This window comes from Paenibacillus sp. KS-LC4 (genome assembly GCF_036894955.1).
Taxonomy (GTDB): domain Bacteria; phylum Bacillota; class Bacilli; order Paenibacillales; family Paenibacillaceae; genus Pristimantibacillus.
This window is the reverse complement of the sequence record NZ_CP145905.1, coordinates 27,736-41,216: the sequence shown is the minus strand read 5'-3', so window position 1 is coordinate 41,216 and position 13,481 is coordinate 27,736. Positions and strand designations below refer to the sequence as shown.

General features: G+C 50.5%; 16 protein-coding genes. 1 reads left to right on the top strand and 15 read right to left on the bottom strand.

Features of this window, described 5'->3' with window-relative positions; all coding sequences use genetic code 11:
• Position 1: 1 nt before the first annotated feature.
• From V5J77_RS00220 to V5J77_RS00205, 4 genes are read right to left on the bottom strand one after another with little or no spacing between them, the layout of a single operon-like run.
• Complete coding sequence (locus tag V5J77_RS00220; protein ID WP_338553807.1) at positions 2 to 820, bottom strand: HAD family phosphatase; 819 nt, start codon at positions 818 to 820, stop codon at positions 2 to 4.
• A 3-nt stretch (positions 821 to 823) separates the two neighbouring features.
• A complete protein-coding gene (locus V5J77_RS00215; protein ID WP_338553806.1) occupies positions 824 to 2,182 on the bottom strand; it encodes an ABC transporter substrate-binding protein in 1,359 nt (452 codons plus the stop codon).
• A 40-nt stretch (positions 2,183 to 2,222) separates the two neighbouring features.
• A complete protein-coding gene (locus tag V5J77_RS00210; protein ID WP_338553804.1) occupies positions 2,223 to 3,062 on the bottom strand; it encodes a carbohydrate ABC transporter permease in 840 nt (279 codons plus the stop codon).
• Between the two features lie 23 nt (positions 3,063 to 3,085).
• Positions 3,086 to 3,910, bottom strand: coding sequence for a sugar ABC transporter permease (locus V5J77_RS00205; RefSeq protein ID WP_338556477.1), 825 nt, complete (start codon positions 3,908 to 3,910; stop codon positions 3,086 to 3,088).
• Positions 3,911 to 4,189: 279 nt separating this feature from the next.
• Here V5J77_RS00205 and V5J77_RS00200 point away from each other — a divergent pair, with 279 nt between their 5' ends.
• On the top strand, positions 4,190 to 4,735 hold the full coding sequence (locus V5J77_RS00200; protein ID WP_338553803.1) for a transcriptional regulator: 546 nt from the start codon (positions 4,190 to 4,192) through the stop codon (positions 4,733 to 4,735).
• 260 nt (positions 4,736 to 4,995) lie between these two features.
• Here the strand turns inward: V5J77_RS00200 and V5J77_RS00195 are convergent, their stop codons facing one another.
• From V5J77_RS00195 to rnmV, 11 genes are all read right to left on the bottom strand, one after another.
• Positions 4,996 to 5,646: a 50S ribosomal protein L25 gene (locus V5J77_RS00195; protein WP_338553802.1), complete on the bottom strand. Its 651-nt coding sequence runs from the start codon at positions 5,644 to 5,646 to the stop codon at positions 4,996 to 4,998.
• A gap of 119 nt (positions 5,647 to 5,765) precedes the next feature.
• A complete protein-coding gene (glmU, locus tag V5J77_RS00190; RefSeq protein ID WP_338553801.1) occupies positions 5,766 to 7,181 on the bottom strand; it encodes a bifunctional UDP-N-acetylglucosamine diphosphorylase/glucosamine-1-phosphate N-acetyltransferase GlmU in 1,416 nt (471 codons plus the stop codon).
• 128 nt (positions 7,182 to 7,309) lie between these two features.
• Positions 7,310 to 7,597, bottom strand: coding sequence for a septation regulator SpoVG (gene spoVG / locus V5J77_RS00185; RefSeq protein ID WP_020620824.1), 288 nt, complete (start codon positions 7,595 to 7,597; stop codon positions 7,310 to 7,312).
• Positions 7,598 to 7,726: 129 nt separating this feature from the next.
• A complete protein-coding gene (locus tag V5J77_RS00180) occupies positions 7,727 to 8,125 on the bottom strand; it encodes a RidA family protein (protein WP_338556475.1) in 399 nt (132 codons plus the stop codon).
• A 32-nt stretch (positions 8,126 to 8,157) separates the two neighbouring features.
• Positions 8,158 to 8,988, bottom strand: coding sequence for a pur operon repressor (gene purR / locus V5J77_RS00175; protein ID WP_338553800.1), 831 nt, complete (start codon positions 8,986 to 8,988; stop codon positions 8,158 to 8,160).
• An 83-nt stretch (positions 8,989 to 9,071) separates the two neighbouring features.
• Positions 9,072 to 9,926: a 4-(cytidine 5'-diphospho)-2-C-methyl-D-erythritol kinase gene (ispE, locus tag V5J77_RS00170; RefSeq protein ID WP_338553799.1), complete on the bottom strand. Its 855-nt coding sequence runs from the start codon at positions 9,924 to 9,926 to the stop codon at positions 9,072 to 9,074.
• Between the two features lie 144 nt (positions 9,927 to 10,070).
• The gene (locus tag V5J77_RS00165) at positions 10,071 to 10,259 is read right to left on the bottom strand and encodes a small, acid-soluble spore protein, alpha/beta type (protein ID WP_338553798.1); all 189 of its coding nucleotides are present in this window, start codon (positions 10,257 to 10,259) and stop codon (positions 10,071 to 10,073) included.
• Between the two features lie 174 nt (positions 10,260 to 10,433).
• Positions 10,434 to 10,703, bottom strand: coding sequence for a Veg family protein (locus V5J77_RS00160; RefSeq protein WP_056034935.1), 270 nt, complete (start codon positions 10,701 to 10,703; stop codon positions 10,434 to 10,436).
• A gap of 203 nt (positions 10,704 to 10,906) precedes the next feature.
• A complete protein-coding gene (yabG, locus tag V5J77_RS00155) occupies positions 10,907 to 11,797 on the bottom strand; it encodes a sporulation peptidase YabG (protein WP_338553797.1) in 891 nt (296 codons plus the stop codon).
• Between the two features lie 103 nt (positions 11,798 to 11,900).
• Entirely contained in the window at positions 11,901 to 12,815 is a 915-nt protein-coding gene (gene rsmA, locus V5J77_RS00150; protein ID WP_338553796.1) for a 16S rRNA (adenine(1518)-N(6)/adenine(1519)-N(6))-dimethyltransferase RsmA, read from the bottom strand.
• 9 nt (positions 12,816 to 12,824) lie between these two features.
• Positions 12,825 to 13,373: a ribonuclease M5 gene (gene rnmV, locus V5J77_RS00145; RefSeq protein ID WP_338553795.1), complete on the bottom strand. Its 549-nt coding sequence runs from the start codon at positions 13,371 to 13,373 to the stop codon at positions 12,825 to 12,827.
• Positions 13,374 to 13,481 lie beyond the last annotated feature (108 nt).

The following is a 13,481-nucleotide window of genomic DNA, read 5'->3' as shown; positions in this document are numbered from 1 at the left end:
CTCACCCTTCAGTATGAGCTTCCTCCAAAACAAGCTGCGAATAGGAGGCAATGATGACATCTGCCGAGGGAAGCATACTTGCCGCCTGATTCGCTATGCCAATACATAATGCTGCCCCCGCTGCCTGCCCCATTCGCATATCGCCATCGGTATCGCCAATAACAGCGATTGCCGAAGGGACAACATCAAGCCTCTGGCAGGCCAGCTCCAGCATATCGGGATACGGCTTGCTGCGCGGCACGAGATCCGCCCCTATAACAACGGAGAAATAGGGCAGCAGCCCCATCCACTCCAAATGCTCAAGCGCCGCCTCGGTATCATCAGCCGTGACGATGCCGAGCTTCAGTCCTGCCTTTTTGCACTGTTCAATAAAAGGGACGACCCCCGCAAGCGGGATAGCAGATTTTCGTCTTTTCAGCTCCAAATCGGCCTCTTCCTTGCTTTCCCTCACTAGCTGCATCGACTCGCCCCAAGACAAGCCGAGCTTATAGCCCTGCAAGGCCGCAATCGCATATAAGTCATTCATCGTCCCCATCGCGAGCGGCCCATTGCGGTCATAGGCGCGTACCTTTCCCGCCGCATCCAGGCTGGTTCCCCAGAGGGAGGGGAATATCCCTTTGGACAGATGCAAGCCTTTAGCCGCAAGGCGCGCCGTATAACGGCTCGCCAGCAGCTCGCTCCAATTCCCCCACATGGAGACAAAATCAATAATCGTTCCATCTTTATCAAAAAGAATGGCTTCAACGTCACAGGGCTTGCCGTCGTCAACCTTAAGACTAGCCATTGTACGCTGTTTATTTTCACCTAAACGATTCATCATCGCTTATTTACCCTTCAGCGCTTTATCCAGCTCACGCTGCGCGGTTTCCTTCGCCTGCTTCAGCGCCTGCTCGGCAGGAATATTTTCGATTTGCACCTGATCAGCTGCAACGGTCAACGCATCAGTGATTTTGCCGCCAGTCGGATCAAGGAACGGCTTTGAGGCATGCGACGCCTGCTGCAACGGCACTTTAATTTGCGGGTTCGTCTCGCTGAACGCCTTGAACGCCGGATCATCCTGTGCAGATAGACGTACCGCGATATAGCCTGTGTTCATCGACCACGATGCTGTGTTTTCGCTTTTCGTAAAGAATGACAGCCATTTAAAAGCCGCTTCCTTCTGCTCTTCCTTCGCTTTAGCAGGAACGCCAGCCATAACTGCGCGAGCCACTGGCTTGCCCTCTCCTACGCCTTCCCAGCCCGGCTGCTGCATAGCGCCAACGATGCTGAAGTCCAAATCGCCTTGATCGCCGCTTGAGCCCGTATAGCCTGCCGCTTGACCCTTCATAACATCGTCAATGGTTTTGTACCAGTATTCCCAGCCTTGTCCACCGGAGTGAATCGCCATCGTTTTATCCTCATGCAGCCATTTGCGGAATGATTCCCATGTATCGATCCATTCTGGCGAATCAATGACAACCGTCTTTCCGTCGTCGCTCAAAATTTTGCCGCCCTTGCTGAACGTCGCATCAACCATATTGTCTGCGCCCCACATCGGCTCCCAGCCATAGAAGGTCGTTTTGCCGCCTTCCTTTACTGCCATTTTCTCAGCTGCTGCCGCAAGGTCCTCCCACGTTTTGATCTCCTCCGCCTTGATGCCCGCTTTCTCGAACGTGTCCAAGCGATAATACATGAGCTGAGTCGTACCATACATCGGCATAAAATACTGCTTGCCCGCTACTTGTCCTTGCTCCAGAAACGTTTGAATAAAGTCCTCTTTCTTAAAATCTGGCGATGCGGCGATATAGTCATCCAGCGGCTCAAAATACCCTTTAGCCGCCCAATCCACATTGGAGGCCAGCACCGCAGCAGGCGGTTGTCCCGCTGCAATAGCCGCCTGAAGCTTTTGCTCCGTTTCGTTGTAATCGGCTTGAACGACACCTTTGACGATGACCTCGCTTTGCGATTCATTAAATTTTTTAATCGTCGCTTCTACATTTTCGCCCAGCTTGCCGCCAAGGCCGTACCAAAACTCAATTTGCACCGGCGCTTTCGGCGCCTCCGAGGCTGCTGCCGATTGCTCAGGCGTACTGCTGCTGCCCGCTTCACCCGTCTGTGTGCCTGCCGTCTGTCCACATGCGCTAAGCGTCACCATTGCAAGGGTAAGTGACATCGTGCTCATCCATTTCATTTTTTTCAACATGGTCCATTCCTCCACTTTTTATTATTTTCTTTGCTTAAAGCTACCCCTTAATGCCAGAAGATAAGTTAACACTCTGCATAATCGTCCGCTGAGCGAACAAAAACAGCAGCAAGAGCGGAATAATCGTGAAAGAGCTTGCCGCCATAATGAGCGGCCATTTCAGCCCGTAAGCACCCCCTTCCACGAAGAAGCTGCGCAGTCCCGCCGATACGAGCTGGAGATCGGGATTTTTCGTAATCAGCATCGGCCAAAAATAGTTGTTGTACTGCGAGATAAACGTAATTAGCGCAAGCACGACGAACGAGGCGCGGGTTAGCGGCACCATAATCGTCCATAAAATCCGGCTGTGCGATGCGCCATCTATTTGTCCCGCTTCTACCATTTCATGCGACACTTGCAGAAAGGCCTGTCTGATGAGAAAAATCGAGAAGACGCTGACCGCGTTTGATATAATCAGGCCCGCATATGAATCCAGCAAATGGAGCTTGGACAAAATCATGTAGCTGGGCAAATACACCGCTGTGCTTGGAATCATGTAACCGAGCATAATCATGCTGGTCAAAAAGCCTTTTAACCGAAAGCTCATATGGGTCAAGGCGAACGCCATCATTGCCGAATTAATCATTTGCAAAATAACGATGGCACCCGCCACGATAACGCTGTTGGCGATGTATTGACCGAACGGTGCTGCAAGCCACGCCTCCGCATAATTGCTCCATAACGGCACCTCCGGCCATAATGTCGGCGGAAACTGCCAAATCTCATCGTTTGTCTTCAGCGCGCTTGTCATCATCCAATAGAATGGAAATGCCATTGCCAGCGCTATAGCCAGCAAGCTAATATGCCGCAGCGCCAGCCCTGCTTGGTAAACAGCCTTCATAACCCCTAATTCCTCCCTAATAGCTAGTTGTAATGGACCATTTTGCGGCTGACCGTGAAGGATAGCGCGGACAATAGAACGCAAATGACGATCATGACGATAGAAATCAACGACGCTTCGCCAACCTGGAATGATTCGAAGGCCGATTGATAATACAGATACAGCAGCGTCCGAGTCGAGCCTGAGGGACCACCCTGCGTCAATACATTAATGGAATCGTAAGCTTGCAGCGCCTCAATCGTCTGTACAACGAACAGGAAAAACGTTGTTGGCGAGATAAGCGGAAGCGTGACATGCAGAAATTTTTGAACAGCACCTGCTCCATCCAGCCCCGCCGCCTCCAGCATATCCGTCGGTACGCTTCGCAGCGCTACAATGTAGAAGATCATCGCCCATCCGACCGATTTCCAGATGCCGACCAGCAGCACCCCGACCAATGCCCATTTGGGGTCTTGCAGCCAACCAATTGCCGGAAGCCCCATCGCCCCTAGAATCGTATTGCCAAGCCCGACCTTAGGCTCTAATATCCATGACCATACAATCGAAACGGCTACCGTTGGCGTTACCCAAGGTGCAAATACTAGCGTTCGATACAGAGCGGAGCCCTTAAGCGAGCGCCCTAGCAGCAGCGCCAGCCCAAGCCCGCCTGCCATAATAGGCAGCACACTGCCAAGGCAGAATAGAAGCGTCACCCTCAGCGACTGGTAGAAGGCAGGATTTTGCAGCAAATATACATAATTGTCCAAGCCGACGAACAGCTTATCTGGACTCATAAAATCCCATTCCACAAAGCTCAAATAAAAGACATACACCAGCGGCGCCAGCCAAAAGACCGTAATTGGAATCATTGCCGGCAGCGTGAACAGCACTGCTTTTAACTCGTTCAACCATTCTGTCCGTTTCAGCACCTTAACTCTCCATTCAATCAAAATTTAATTAATGATCCATTCAGCCGTTTTAACGAAATAAAAATCTATAAATTCAAAATTTATTGTACACTCATTATGTCGTAGAACTATTAACGCATCGTCATCACCAGCTTAATTTCTTGTAAAGATACAAATATAAAGCTGGATTTCTAAGAGTTCGCTATAATATGGACAAGAGGCAGACGGGAGAAATGGAGGATGGTTATGCCAGACCATATGGAGGAGCAGGAGACGCAGCGGCTTGCCTTGCGCCAAACGATGATTGACGCAATCGCGCAAACGATGAATTTATACGGGGCGAACTATTCGTTCGGGCAATTATATGGCATTATGTTTTTCGAGGATAAGCCGATGACGCTTGATGAGATGAAGGCGCATATGAATATGAGCAAAAGCAATATGAGCTACGCTGTACGCTCGTTAATGTCATCGCAAATGATTATGAAGCTGCCAGAGAAGCGGGAGCGGCAGGATCTGTATCAGGCGGAGACCGATTTTTTCAAAACGTTCCAAAACTTTTTCACCTCCAAGCTTCAGCACGAAGTGGATGTCATGACAAAAGCGGCCGAATCGACGATTCCGCTGCTCAGCGAGCTGATTCTGGACATGAAGACGAGCGAGGAGGAGCGTATGCGCTGCCTGGAGGATTTGCAGAAGCTGCGGCATGCTGTACAATATTACGCTTGGCTCCAGCAATTCGTGGATCAGCTCAAGGCGGGAGCCTTTTTCGAAAAAGGTACCTGAGTATTCCTTGCATCTCAATTTCGGTATCTCAATGTATGCATCGCGAGGCGCTGCCATCCGTTGCATTGACGCTAGAGGGCATCATCTGCCTTAACGGACATACAAAAAGCGGCCCCATGCAAATGCATGGAGCCGCTAGCCGCTTTTATCGTATGGCAATATTTCCTCAATACCTATATCATGATCCAGCAGAAGCGACCTGTCACGCTTGTCCTATGCGCTGCGAGCTGCTAGCTAAGAGCAACCAGCGAGCCTGCAAGCTACGAGCTGCTGCTAACCTCTTTCGCATCCTCTGAGCGTACCTCTTGAGCAAACGACTCGGCTGCCGATTCCGCTGCTTCCTCTTCGGAAATTTCCTTCTGAGGAGCTAGCACGGTCACGACAACCTGCTGGTGATCGGACTTCACTTCCACACCGCTTGGCACTACGATATCGCTGACGAGCAGGTTACTGCCCATCTCCAAATCCGCCACATTTAGCTCAATGGAATCTGGAATGCTGCCCGGCAAGCACTGCACCTCAAGCTCATGGAGCATCACCTGCAAAATGCCGCCTTCCTTCACCCCGTTCGCCTCACCTAGAAAGTCGATACGAACCTGCGTTTTCACTTCTTCATTCATGTTAATTTGATGAAAATCCACATGCAGCACTTGGCGCGATACGGGATCACGCTGCACCTCCGTTATCATAACCGGCTTTTTCCCATGGGATGGAATATTCAGTTCCAGTACGGCCTTTGGATGCGAACGGAGCAAAGCCAGCAATTCTTTCTCTTCAAGCAAGACAGCTGTAGATTGGGACAACTGTTTGCCATATACGACGGCAGGCACTTTGCCCCGCTGTCTCAGGGAGCGCAGCTCACCGTTTGTAAGAGCAGCTCTTGTTTCGGCAATCATCGAGTTAGACATCATGGAAACCTCCTAGAAAAGTGATATTCCATATAGCTTTACCCTAATGAGCCAAAAAATAAACAAACCTGAACGGCAATCCCTTTCTTCGATATGGAAAAAAGGAAGGATGGATGGGAGCATCAGTCCTTCTTGCTCTTATCCTTTTTGCTCTTTTCCTTCTTCGCTTTCGCACGAGTACGAATCTTCTCGGCGTAGCCTTCCTTATTCTCCTGACGGGCGCGCGCAACCGCTAAATCGCCTGCTGGCACATCCTTTGTAATCGTCGAGCCAGCAACGACAAAAGCACCGTCGCCAATCTTCACAGGAGCAATCAAATTAACGTTGCTGCCGACAAAAGCACCATCGCCGATTTCCGTCACCGACTTATTGAAGCCGTCGTAATTGACCGTTATTGCGCCGCAGCCGATGTTCACATCTTTACCGACTACTGCATCGCCCACATAGCTCAAATGCGATACCTTGCTGCCGTCGCCAAGCGTAGCATTTTTCAGCTCGACAAAATCGCCGATTTTGCAGTCTTCGCCCAGCTTGGAGCCAGGACGCAAATTCGCGTATGGCCCAACCGAGCTTTTATTGCCAACTTCTGATTCGGCAACAACCGAATATTTAACGCTGACGCCATCTCCGATAACGGAATCCTGAATATCCGCATTTGGTCCAATGATGCAGTCCTCGCCAATAACCGTAGAGCCGCGAAGCACTGTACCTGGGTAAATAATGGTGTCGGCACCAATTTGTACATCTGCTTCTATATAAGTCGATGCTGTATCAATAATCGTAACGCCTTCAATTAAATGCTTGCGATTAATACGCGCCCGCATCAAGCCTTCCGCTTCAGCAAGCGCTACACGGTCATTAATGCCAATCGCTTCCGCCGTATCCTCTGTACAATAGCCTTGAACGGACTCGCCCGCTTGGCGGAAGATGCCAATGACATCCGTCAAATAAAACTCGCCTTGGGCATTATTGCTCGTTACCTTGGCAAGCGCCTCGAACAGCTTGCGGTTATCGAACACATACGTACCCGTGTTGATTTCCTTCGTCGCTGCTTCCTCTGGCGTGCAATCCTTCTGCTCGACGATTTTCTCAACCTCGCCGTTCTCGCCGCGAATGATCCGACCATAGCCTGTCGGATCAGCGAAAGAAGCCGTCAGCACCGTTGCCGCCGCTCCGCTTGACTGCTGCAAGGCCAGCATCGCCTGAATCGTCTCTGCACGCACCAGCGGCGTATCGCCGCAAATAACGATCGTTTTGCCGTCTTCTGAGCCAATTAGCGCTTCAGCTTGACGCACCGCATGGCCCGTACCAAGCTGCTGCTCCTGCAGCACATATTCCGCCTGCTCGCCCAAATAAGCTTTAACCGTCTCTGCGCCATGCCCAACGATGACAACCGTCCGCTCGCTAGCAGCCTGTTTCACCGTATCCAGCACATGGCCTACCATCGGCTTGCCGCATACATGGTGAAGCACTTTATATCGTTTGGATTTCATCCGCTTGCCTTGACCTGCTGCAAGCACAATCGCCATTACTTTCAATTGCTATTCCTCCCAAGTTAAAAGTCTAGTTGAATATATCCCATCTTGGGCAAAAAGAAAAGGGAGCCCCCTTGGCCCCCCTATCCTCTCATGCGGATACTGATTTTTGCCCTCTAACGAAGCTGCTATTAAGCACCCTCTTCAATGGCCACTTCTTCTTCCGTTGCAGCGCGCTCGTACTCAGCGAGTACGGCAGCTTGAATTTTCTCCCGAGTGGTCGAAGAAATCGGATGAGCGATATCTCGGAATTCTCCATCGGGGGTACGCTTGCTCGGCATTGCAACAAACATTCCATTGTTTCCGTCGATTACACGGATATCGTGAACGACGAATTCGTTGTCAATCGTGATGGAAGCAATAGCCTTCATGCGACCTTCCGAATTGACACGGCGGAGTCTTACATCAGTAATTTGCACTTGTGTTCACCACCTTTGCCTATCTGGGACTTGGTGTAATATTCCACATTTTTGTGCCAATTCCTTCTCCTATTTTGGAAAAAAAGTGCATATTTTAAAAAAAATTTTCTATTTGAATTTTATCTGACTCTATTCGACAGGAATCGCTGCAATCACTTCAATTTCGACAAAAACATCCTTCGGAAGCCTTGCTACTTCTACTGCCGAACGTGCTGGTTTGTGGTCGCCAAAGTAAGAAGCATACACCTCATTCATCGCCACAAACTGGTTCATGTCCTTCATAAAGACGGTTGCTTTCACTACATTTTGCAGTGTCGCTCCCGCTTCGGCAAGCACAGCCTCCAGATTGCGAAACACTTGGTTCGCCTGCACTGTAATATCGCCTGTCACAAGCTCGCCAGCCGCGTTAAGTGGAATTTGCCCCGATGTAAAAAGAAGTCCTCCAAGCTGAATCGCTTGTGAATAAGGTCCGATAGCGGCAGGCGCCTTATCTGTTGCAATAACCTTCGGTTCTAAATGCTGAGACATCATTTATTCCAACCCTTCTTTAATTATACTCGTTATTCTGTGCGAAAATAATTGCCTGGTATGACCGTCGTCTGCTTGGTCTTCAAATCTACAGCCGCCAGCTTAGCAAGCGACACATAATCTTCAAGCAGTCGTTCCTCAAGCTCCACCTCGCCCGATTCTACAAATACGCCAACTCCAGCAACCGTCGCCTTGAATTCAAAGAGCAGATCCATCATCCCTTGAATGGTGCCGCCTGCTTTCATGAAGTCATCAATAATAAGCACGCGGGACTGCTCCTTAAGTGCGCGCCTAGCAAGCGACATCGTCTGAATGCGTTTATTAGAGCCGGAGACGTAATTAATGCTAACCGCAGAGCCTTCCGTCACCTTATTATCTCGACGTACGATAACGACAGGCAAATTCAGACAGGCAGCGGTTGCGTAAGCAAGCGGAATACCCTTCGTCTCTACCGTCATAATGACATCAATTTTCCTAGCGGCAAAAGCGGTCGCAAACATGCGGCCGATATCAGCCAGCAGCTCAGGCTGGCCGAGCATGTCCGTCATATACAAATAACCGCCAGGGAGCACCCGTTCAGGCTGCTCCAGCTGACGGCAAATATTATTCATAATGCCCAGTGCATCAGAGGCATGCATCTTCGGTGCGAATTTTACGCCGCCTGCGGCGCCCGCAAGGGTGTTAAGCTCGCCAATGCCCTCTTCTTCAAATACTTCTTTAATGATCGCCAGATCCTCGCTAATGGATGATTTGGCTGACTGATAGCGATCCGCAAAAGCTGTCAACGAGATTAACGTATGTGGGCGACTTAGCAGGTATTGCGTCATCTCTACCAGTCTTGCGCTGCGTTTTAACTTTTTCAAGGAATTCTCCCCCTGCTAAAATCCGAATATTATAATGTTAATATAACATTTTTATACGGATTTTAGCAAGGGAAACGTCACTTTTATGTTAGCATTCTTACCACGTAAACTTCCTTGCAAAAGCCGCGCAGACCATTATAAATACGTGGAAGCTTGCCTTCTTTCGATACTAACCCGAATACCGTCGGCCCGCTGCCTGACATTAACACGCCATCCGCTCCGAGACGAATCATGCTCTCCTTGAGCTGGCGCACCTCCGGATATAGATCAAGCGTTACCGATTCCAGCACATTGCCAAGTCCCCCGCACACATCGGCGAAGGAGCCGCGCTGAATAGCTGACACCATGTCGGCAGCAGACGGATGCTGGTCAATGCCCGCTACCCGAAACTTGCCGTACACGTCTGCGGTGGAAACATTAATGGGGGGCTTCGCAAGGACGACCCAGCACTGCGGCGGACTCTCAATCGGCTCCAGACGCTCCCCGCGTCCGGTAGCGATGGCAGTCCCGCCGGTTACGCAGAACGGGACGTCCGAGCCAAGCTCCGCACCAAGCGTGCACAGCTCCTGCTCAGGGATATTTAACTGCCACAGCCTGTTCAGCCCTCTAAGGGCTGCTGCCGCATCACTGCTGCCGCCGGCAAGGCCAGCGGCAACCGGAATCTTTTTGTCCAAATGAATATATACACCTTTACGCACATCATAGCGGTCTTTAATAAGCCGCGCTGCCTGAAACGCCAGGTTCTTCTCATCTAAAGGTATGTAGCCGGCCTGGCTCGATATAATAATCGTGTCGCGCGGCAGCTCCTGCATTTCGAGACGATCTGCAAGGTCTACCATCGTCATGATCATCTCGACCTCGTGGAAGCCATCTTCACGCTTACGAAGCACATCGAGCAACAAATTGATTTTAGCCGGAGCTTTTTCATAAATTTTCATCCTAAGCTCTCCCGTTCCTATCATTAACTTATCCAATATTATAGCAAACGGGCAGAAGAAAAGCTAAGAGTCCTGCCGCTTATATGCAGAGCGGCAACTCTTAGCCGATTATTTGCGTTTCTTCGTTGCATTCCAGATACCCAGTTAAGGCCGATTCATTCCATTTGCCGCGGCTTGCTCGGCCATCTGGATCGCCCGCTTTACCATATTGCCAGCATCTTTGGCGCGAATGCCGCCCCAGCCTTCCTTTTGCACCGTATCATAAAAACCTAAATCCTTCGCCAGCTCATACTTCAATTCCTCGGACATTACACTGCGTCTTCTGCGGCTCATGCGTGAGGCCCCCCTTATTGGCTGAATTGGTTACGCCCCCTTAGTATGCGACAACCCAGCCGCCCTATACGCATGACCACCAACCGAACGATTCCAGCTTGAAAAATGAAAAAAAACGCGAAGAACTATCGTCTCCGCGTTTAGTATAGCCTATCGGCATCTATAGATCTAATGTTATGTCTGGGTAATTCGGACTTGACCTTCATCATTGCATACGGTCACTTCCACCGACTCCGTCAGTATATCCGCATAACTGTAGGAAACACGCTTGAATGACTGCGATTCCTGATCCAGTTTAACAATGAAAACAGAAGGGTAGGTTTCTTCCAACACACCGGTGCGCTCAACGGTCTTACGACGACCGCCATTTGCTCGCAGACGAATCTTGGAGCCCACATGAGCTTCCAAATTGCGTTTTATATCCAGTAGGGCATTTTTTGCCATTGTCCACTACCACCTCTTTCCTTGTCCATTATAACAAAAGGGGGAGGGGTTGTCAAACAAGGCAAAATATTATATCAGTCAACCGATTTAATTGTCAACGGTGTTTTCATCCATTTTTATCATTCCATGAATAATTTTTCGAAAAATTATAAAATCAAAGGAGCCGAGAACGGTTGCGAGTCTCAACTGCACTCGGCTAATTGTTAAGAAATGCTTTGCAAGGATGACTCAGCTGCCTTCAATTTAGGCTTTGGCAAGCCAATGCGGTACCTTCCGAGCGTCTCAATGCCGCCTACGCCATCAATACCGCTGATCGTGCCATGAATGACATCTGCCAGGTTAATGGTATCGCGTATGGACGTATAGCTTGCTTTGATTGCAATGTATACCGGGTCTAACGCATGAATCAAAATTCTCCCGGGCGAGCTAGCAAAGTTCGATCCGGCTTGCAGCAGCGCTTCAAAGTGCGACTGGCACGCTCCTGCAATGACGACAAGACCGTCGCGATTCTTCTCATACTCCCGTGCTACGCGAACTGCGTTATAGAAGCTCTGCGAGTTTTTATAGCTGCTCAGGCTGTGCAGATCTGCCTCCAGCCTTGTTTTCAGCACGCCATCATGCCCTGTAATGACCACAATATCCGGCTTCACTTGAGGCAGCAGCCGGTAAAGCAAATCAGCCATCTGTGACTCATGCGCATGCACGCCATGAGCCGGCACATTCATCGTCTGGTACAGCTGCATGCTTTTACGCAAATAATTGCCGTCGCCATCCAAATGCAGCACTTTGCCGGGCACCTCAAAGAAAGGCTGGCTTTGTGGCATCGCATGCCGAATATCCGCCTTCACCTGAACGGCCATTTGCTCATGCTGCTGACGTATGCGGCTGAGCGAGTCGTTTACTTTCACTCGAACCAGCTGCGTAGCTTTTTCTTTCTTTGGATCGCGAACAACCGATAAATCAGGAATCGGCGCATCCGCAAGCAAACGGTAATCCGTGCCTTTCAACAGGGCATGATCCGTTCGAACAGCTTCTACGCGGAATAGCACGTCACCGCCATACGATTTGCGGACGACCAGCTCCCCTTGCTCCATAGGTAAATCACCTCTTCGTCTATCCTATGGGCAAATGGCGTGTAGTGTGCGGAAAAATCAAACGGGCGCCCCGAGGCAATTGCCCGGCGGCGCCCATCTTTATTTAGCCTCTCCAGCCCGCTTCCAAAAATGCGCGGCTAATTTTGGCGAATTCCTCTAACGACAGCGTTTCACCCCGCCGCGCAGGATCGATTGCAAGCCCCTGCAGCAGCGTTGTCAGCGCCTCCCGCTGTTCTTTGCCCACAAGTGCCGTCAAATTGTTATAAAGCGTCTTGCGGCGCTGTGCGAAGCTCGCCTGCACAATGCGGAAGAAATGTGCCTCATCGGGCACATCAACAGCCGGCTTATCCCGCAGCGCAAGCTTGATAACCGCCGAGTCTACATTCGGCTGAGGTATGAACACGGTATGCGGAACCGTACATACAAGCTTCGGCTCGCAATAATACTGCACAGCCACGCTTAGGCTGCCATATTCCTTGCCGCCTGGCTTCGCCGCCATCCGCTGTGCAACTTCCTTCTGGATCATGACGACGATATTTTCCAGCGGCAGGCGCTCCTCCAGCAGCTTCATCAGAATCGGGGTCGTCACGTAATAAGGCAGGTTCGCCACGACGCTAACACCCGTTACGCCGCTGAAACGCTCATCGAACAACTGCTTCAGGTCTAGCTTGAGCACATCGCCGTGCACGATGCCCACATTTGCCTCGTTTTCAAAAATATCATGCAAAATTGGAATCAGCCGATTGTCGATTTCAACAGCGGTTACGGTACCCGCAACTGCCGCAAGGCGCTGCGTCAACGCTCCGATACCTGGGCCGATTTCCAGCGCGCCTTTCGTTTCGTCAAGCTCAGCTGCACTGACAATATTGTTTAAAATATTTTGGTCAATGAGAAAGTTTTGTCCCAAGCTCTTTTTAAAGGAAAAGCCGTACTTCGCAATGATTTCCTTCGTCCGTTTAGGCGTGGCTACCTCTGCGTTCTTAACCGCGCCTTTATTCAAGCTCTGTTGTTCCGTCATACGCCCTCGTCACCCCTGTTCCTGTTGTTCCATGGCTTGCAGCGCCTTGTCAAACTCCTCGCGCGTAATGCAGAAGCTTGTGCAGCGCTTATAGAACTGCTTCCCGTTAGCGTAGCCGATGCCCAGCAGCTTGCCCATAACCAGCCGCCGTTTCGCCGCTTCCTCATGCACGATTAGGCCAGCCGCCATCAAATCATCCCAAGTAATGCTCCCCACGCTTGCAGCCGTTTCTGTCCGCAGCTCCGAGAGCGCCTGCCTGATCGCATCAGGAGCCGCATTCTCAATGCCGATATCCCCTTTATAGGAGGCTAGCTCCTGCGGTAAGAAAGCATGCTTGCAGCCCGGCACGCGCTGAGCGACAATTTTGCGAATGCGCTCTCCTGCATGGTCCGGATCTGTAAATATAATAACGCCACGGCGCTCCTGTGCCAGCGCAATGCGCCGCAGCACATCCTCGCCAATGGCCGATCCATTCGTCTCGATCGTATCGGCTTCAACGGCCCGCTTAATCGCTACCGTATCCTCTTTGCCTTCTACTACAATCATTTCCTTGATCACATCGAACAATCCTTTCACAAAGGGAAACTTATACATGCTTATATTTCAAAAAAATGGGCGATTGCTGCAACAACAACCCGCTCATTTACGTCTGTTATATTATACCCC

Excerpts from the sequence above, each read along its gene's own strand:
- V5J77_RS00220 (WP_338553807.1), bottom strand. The coding sequence starts at position 820 with ATGATGAATCGTTTAGGTGAAAATAAACAGCGTACAATGGCTAGTCTT.
- V5J77_RS00215 (WP_338553806.1), bottom strand. The coding sequence starts at position 2,182 with ATGTTGAAAAAAATGAAATGGATGAGCACGATGTCACTTACCCTTGCA.
- V5J77_RS00210 (WP_338553804.1), bottom strand. The coding sequence starts at position 3,062 with ATGAAGGCTGTTTACCAAGCAGGGCTGGCGCTGCGGCATATTAGCTTG.
- V5J77_RS00205 (WP_338556477.1), bottom strand. The coding sequence starts at position 3,910 with ATGATTCCAATTACGGTCTTTTGGCTGGCGCCGCTGGTGTATGTCTTT.
- V5J77_RS00200 (WP_338553803.1), top strand. The coding sequence starts at position 4,190 with ATGGTTATGCCAGACCATATGGAGGAGCAGGAGACGCAGCGGCTTGCC.
- V5J77_RS00195 (WP_338553802.1), bottom strand. The coding sequence starts at position 5,646 with ATGATGTCTAACTCGATGATTGCCGAAACAAGAGCTGCTCTTACAAAC.
- V5J77_RS00180 (WP_338556475.1), bottom strand. The coding sequence starts at position 8,125 with ATGTCTCAGCATTTAGAACCGAAGGTTATTGCAACAGATAAGGCGCCT.
- ispE (WP_338553799.1), bottom strand. The coding sequence starts at position 9,926 with ATGAAAATTTATGAAAAAGCTCCGGCTAAAATCAATTTGTTGCTCGAT.
- V5J77_RS00165 (WP_338553798.1), bottom strand. The coding sequence starts at position 10,259 with ATGAGCCGCAGAAGACGCAGTGTAATGTCCGAGGAATTGAAGTATGAG.
- V5J77_RS00160 (WP_056034935.1), bottom strand. The coding sequence starts at position 10,703 with ATGGCAAAAAATGCCCTACTGGATATAAAACGCAATTTGGAAGCTCAT.
- yabG (WP_338553797.1), bottom strand. The coding sequence starts at position 11,797 with ATGGAGCAAGGGGAGCTGGTCGTCCGCAAATCGTATGGCGGTGACGTG.
- rsmA (WP_338553796.1), bottom strand. The coding sequence starts at position 12,815 with ATGACGGAACAACAGAGCTTGAATAAAGGCGCGGTTAAGAACGCAGAG.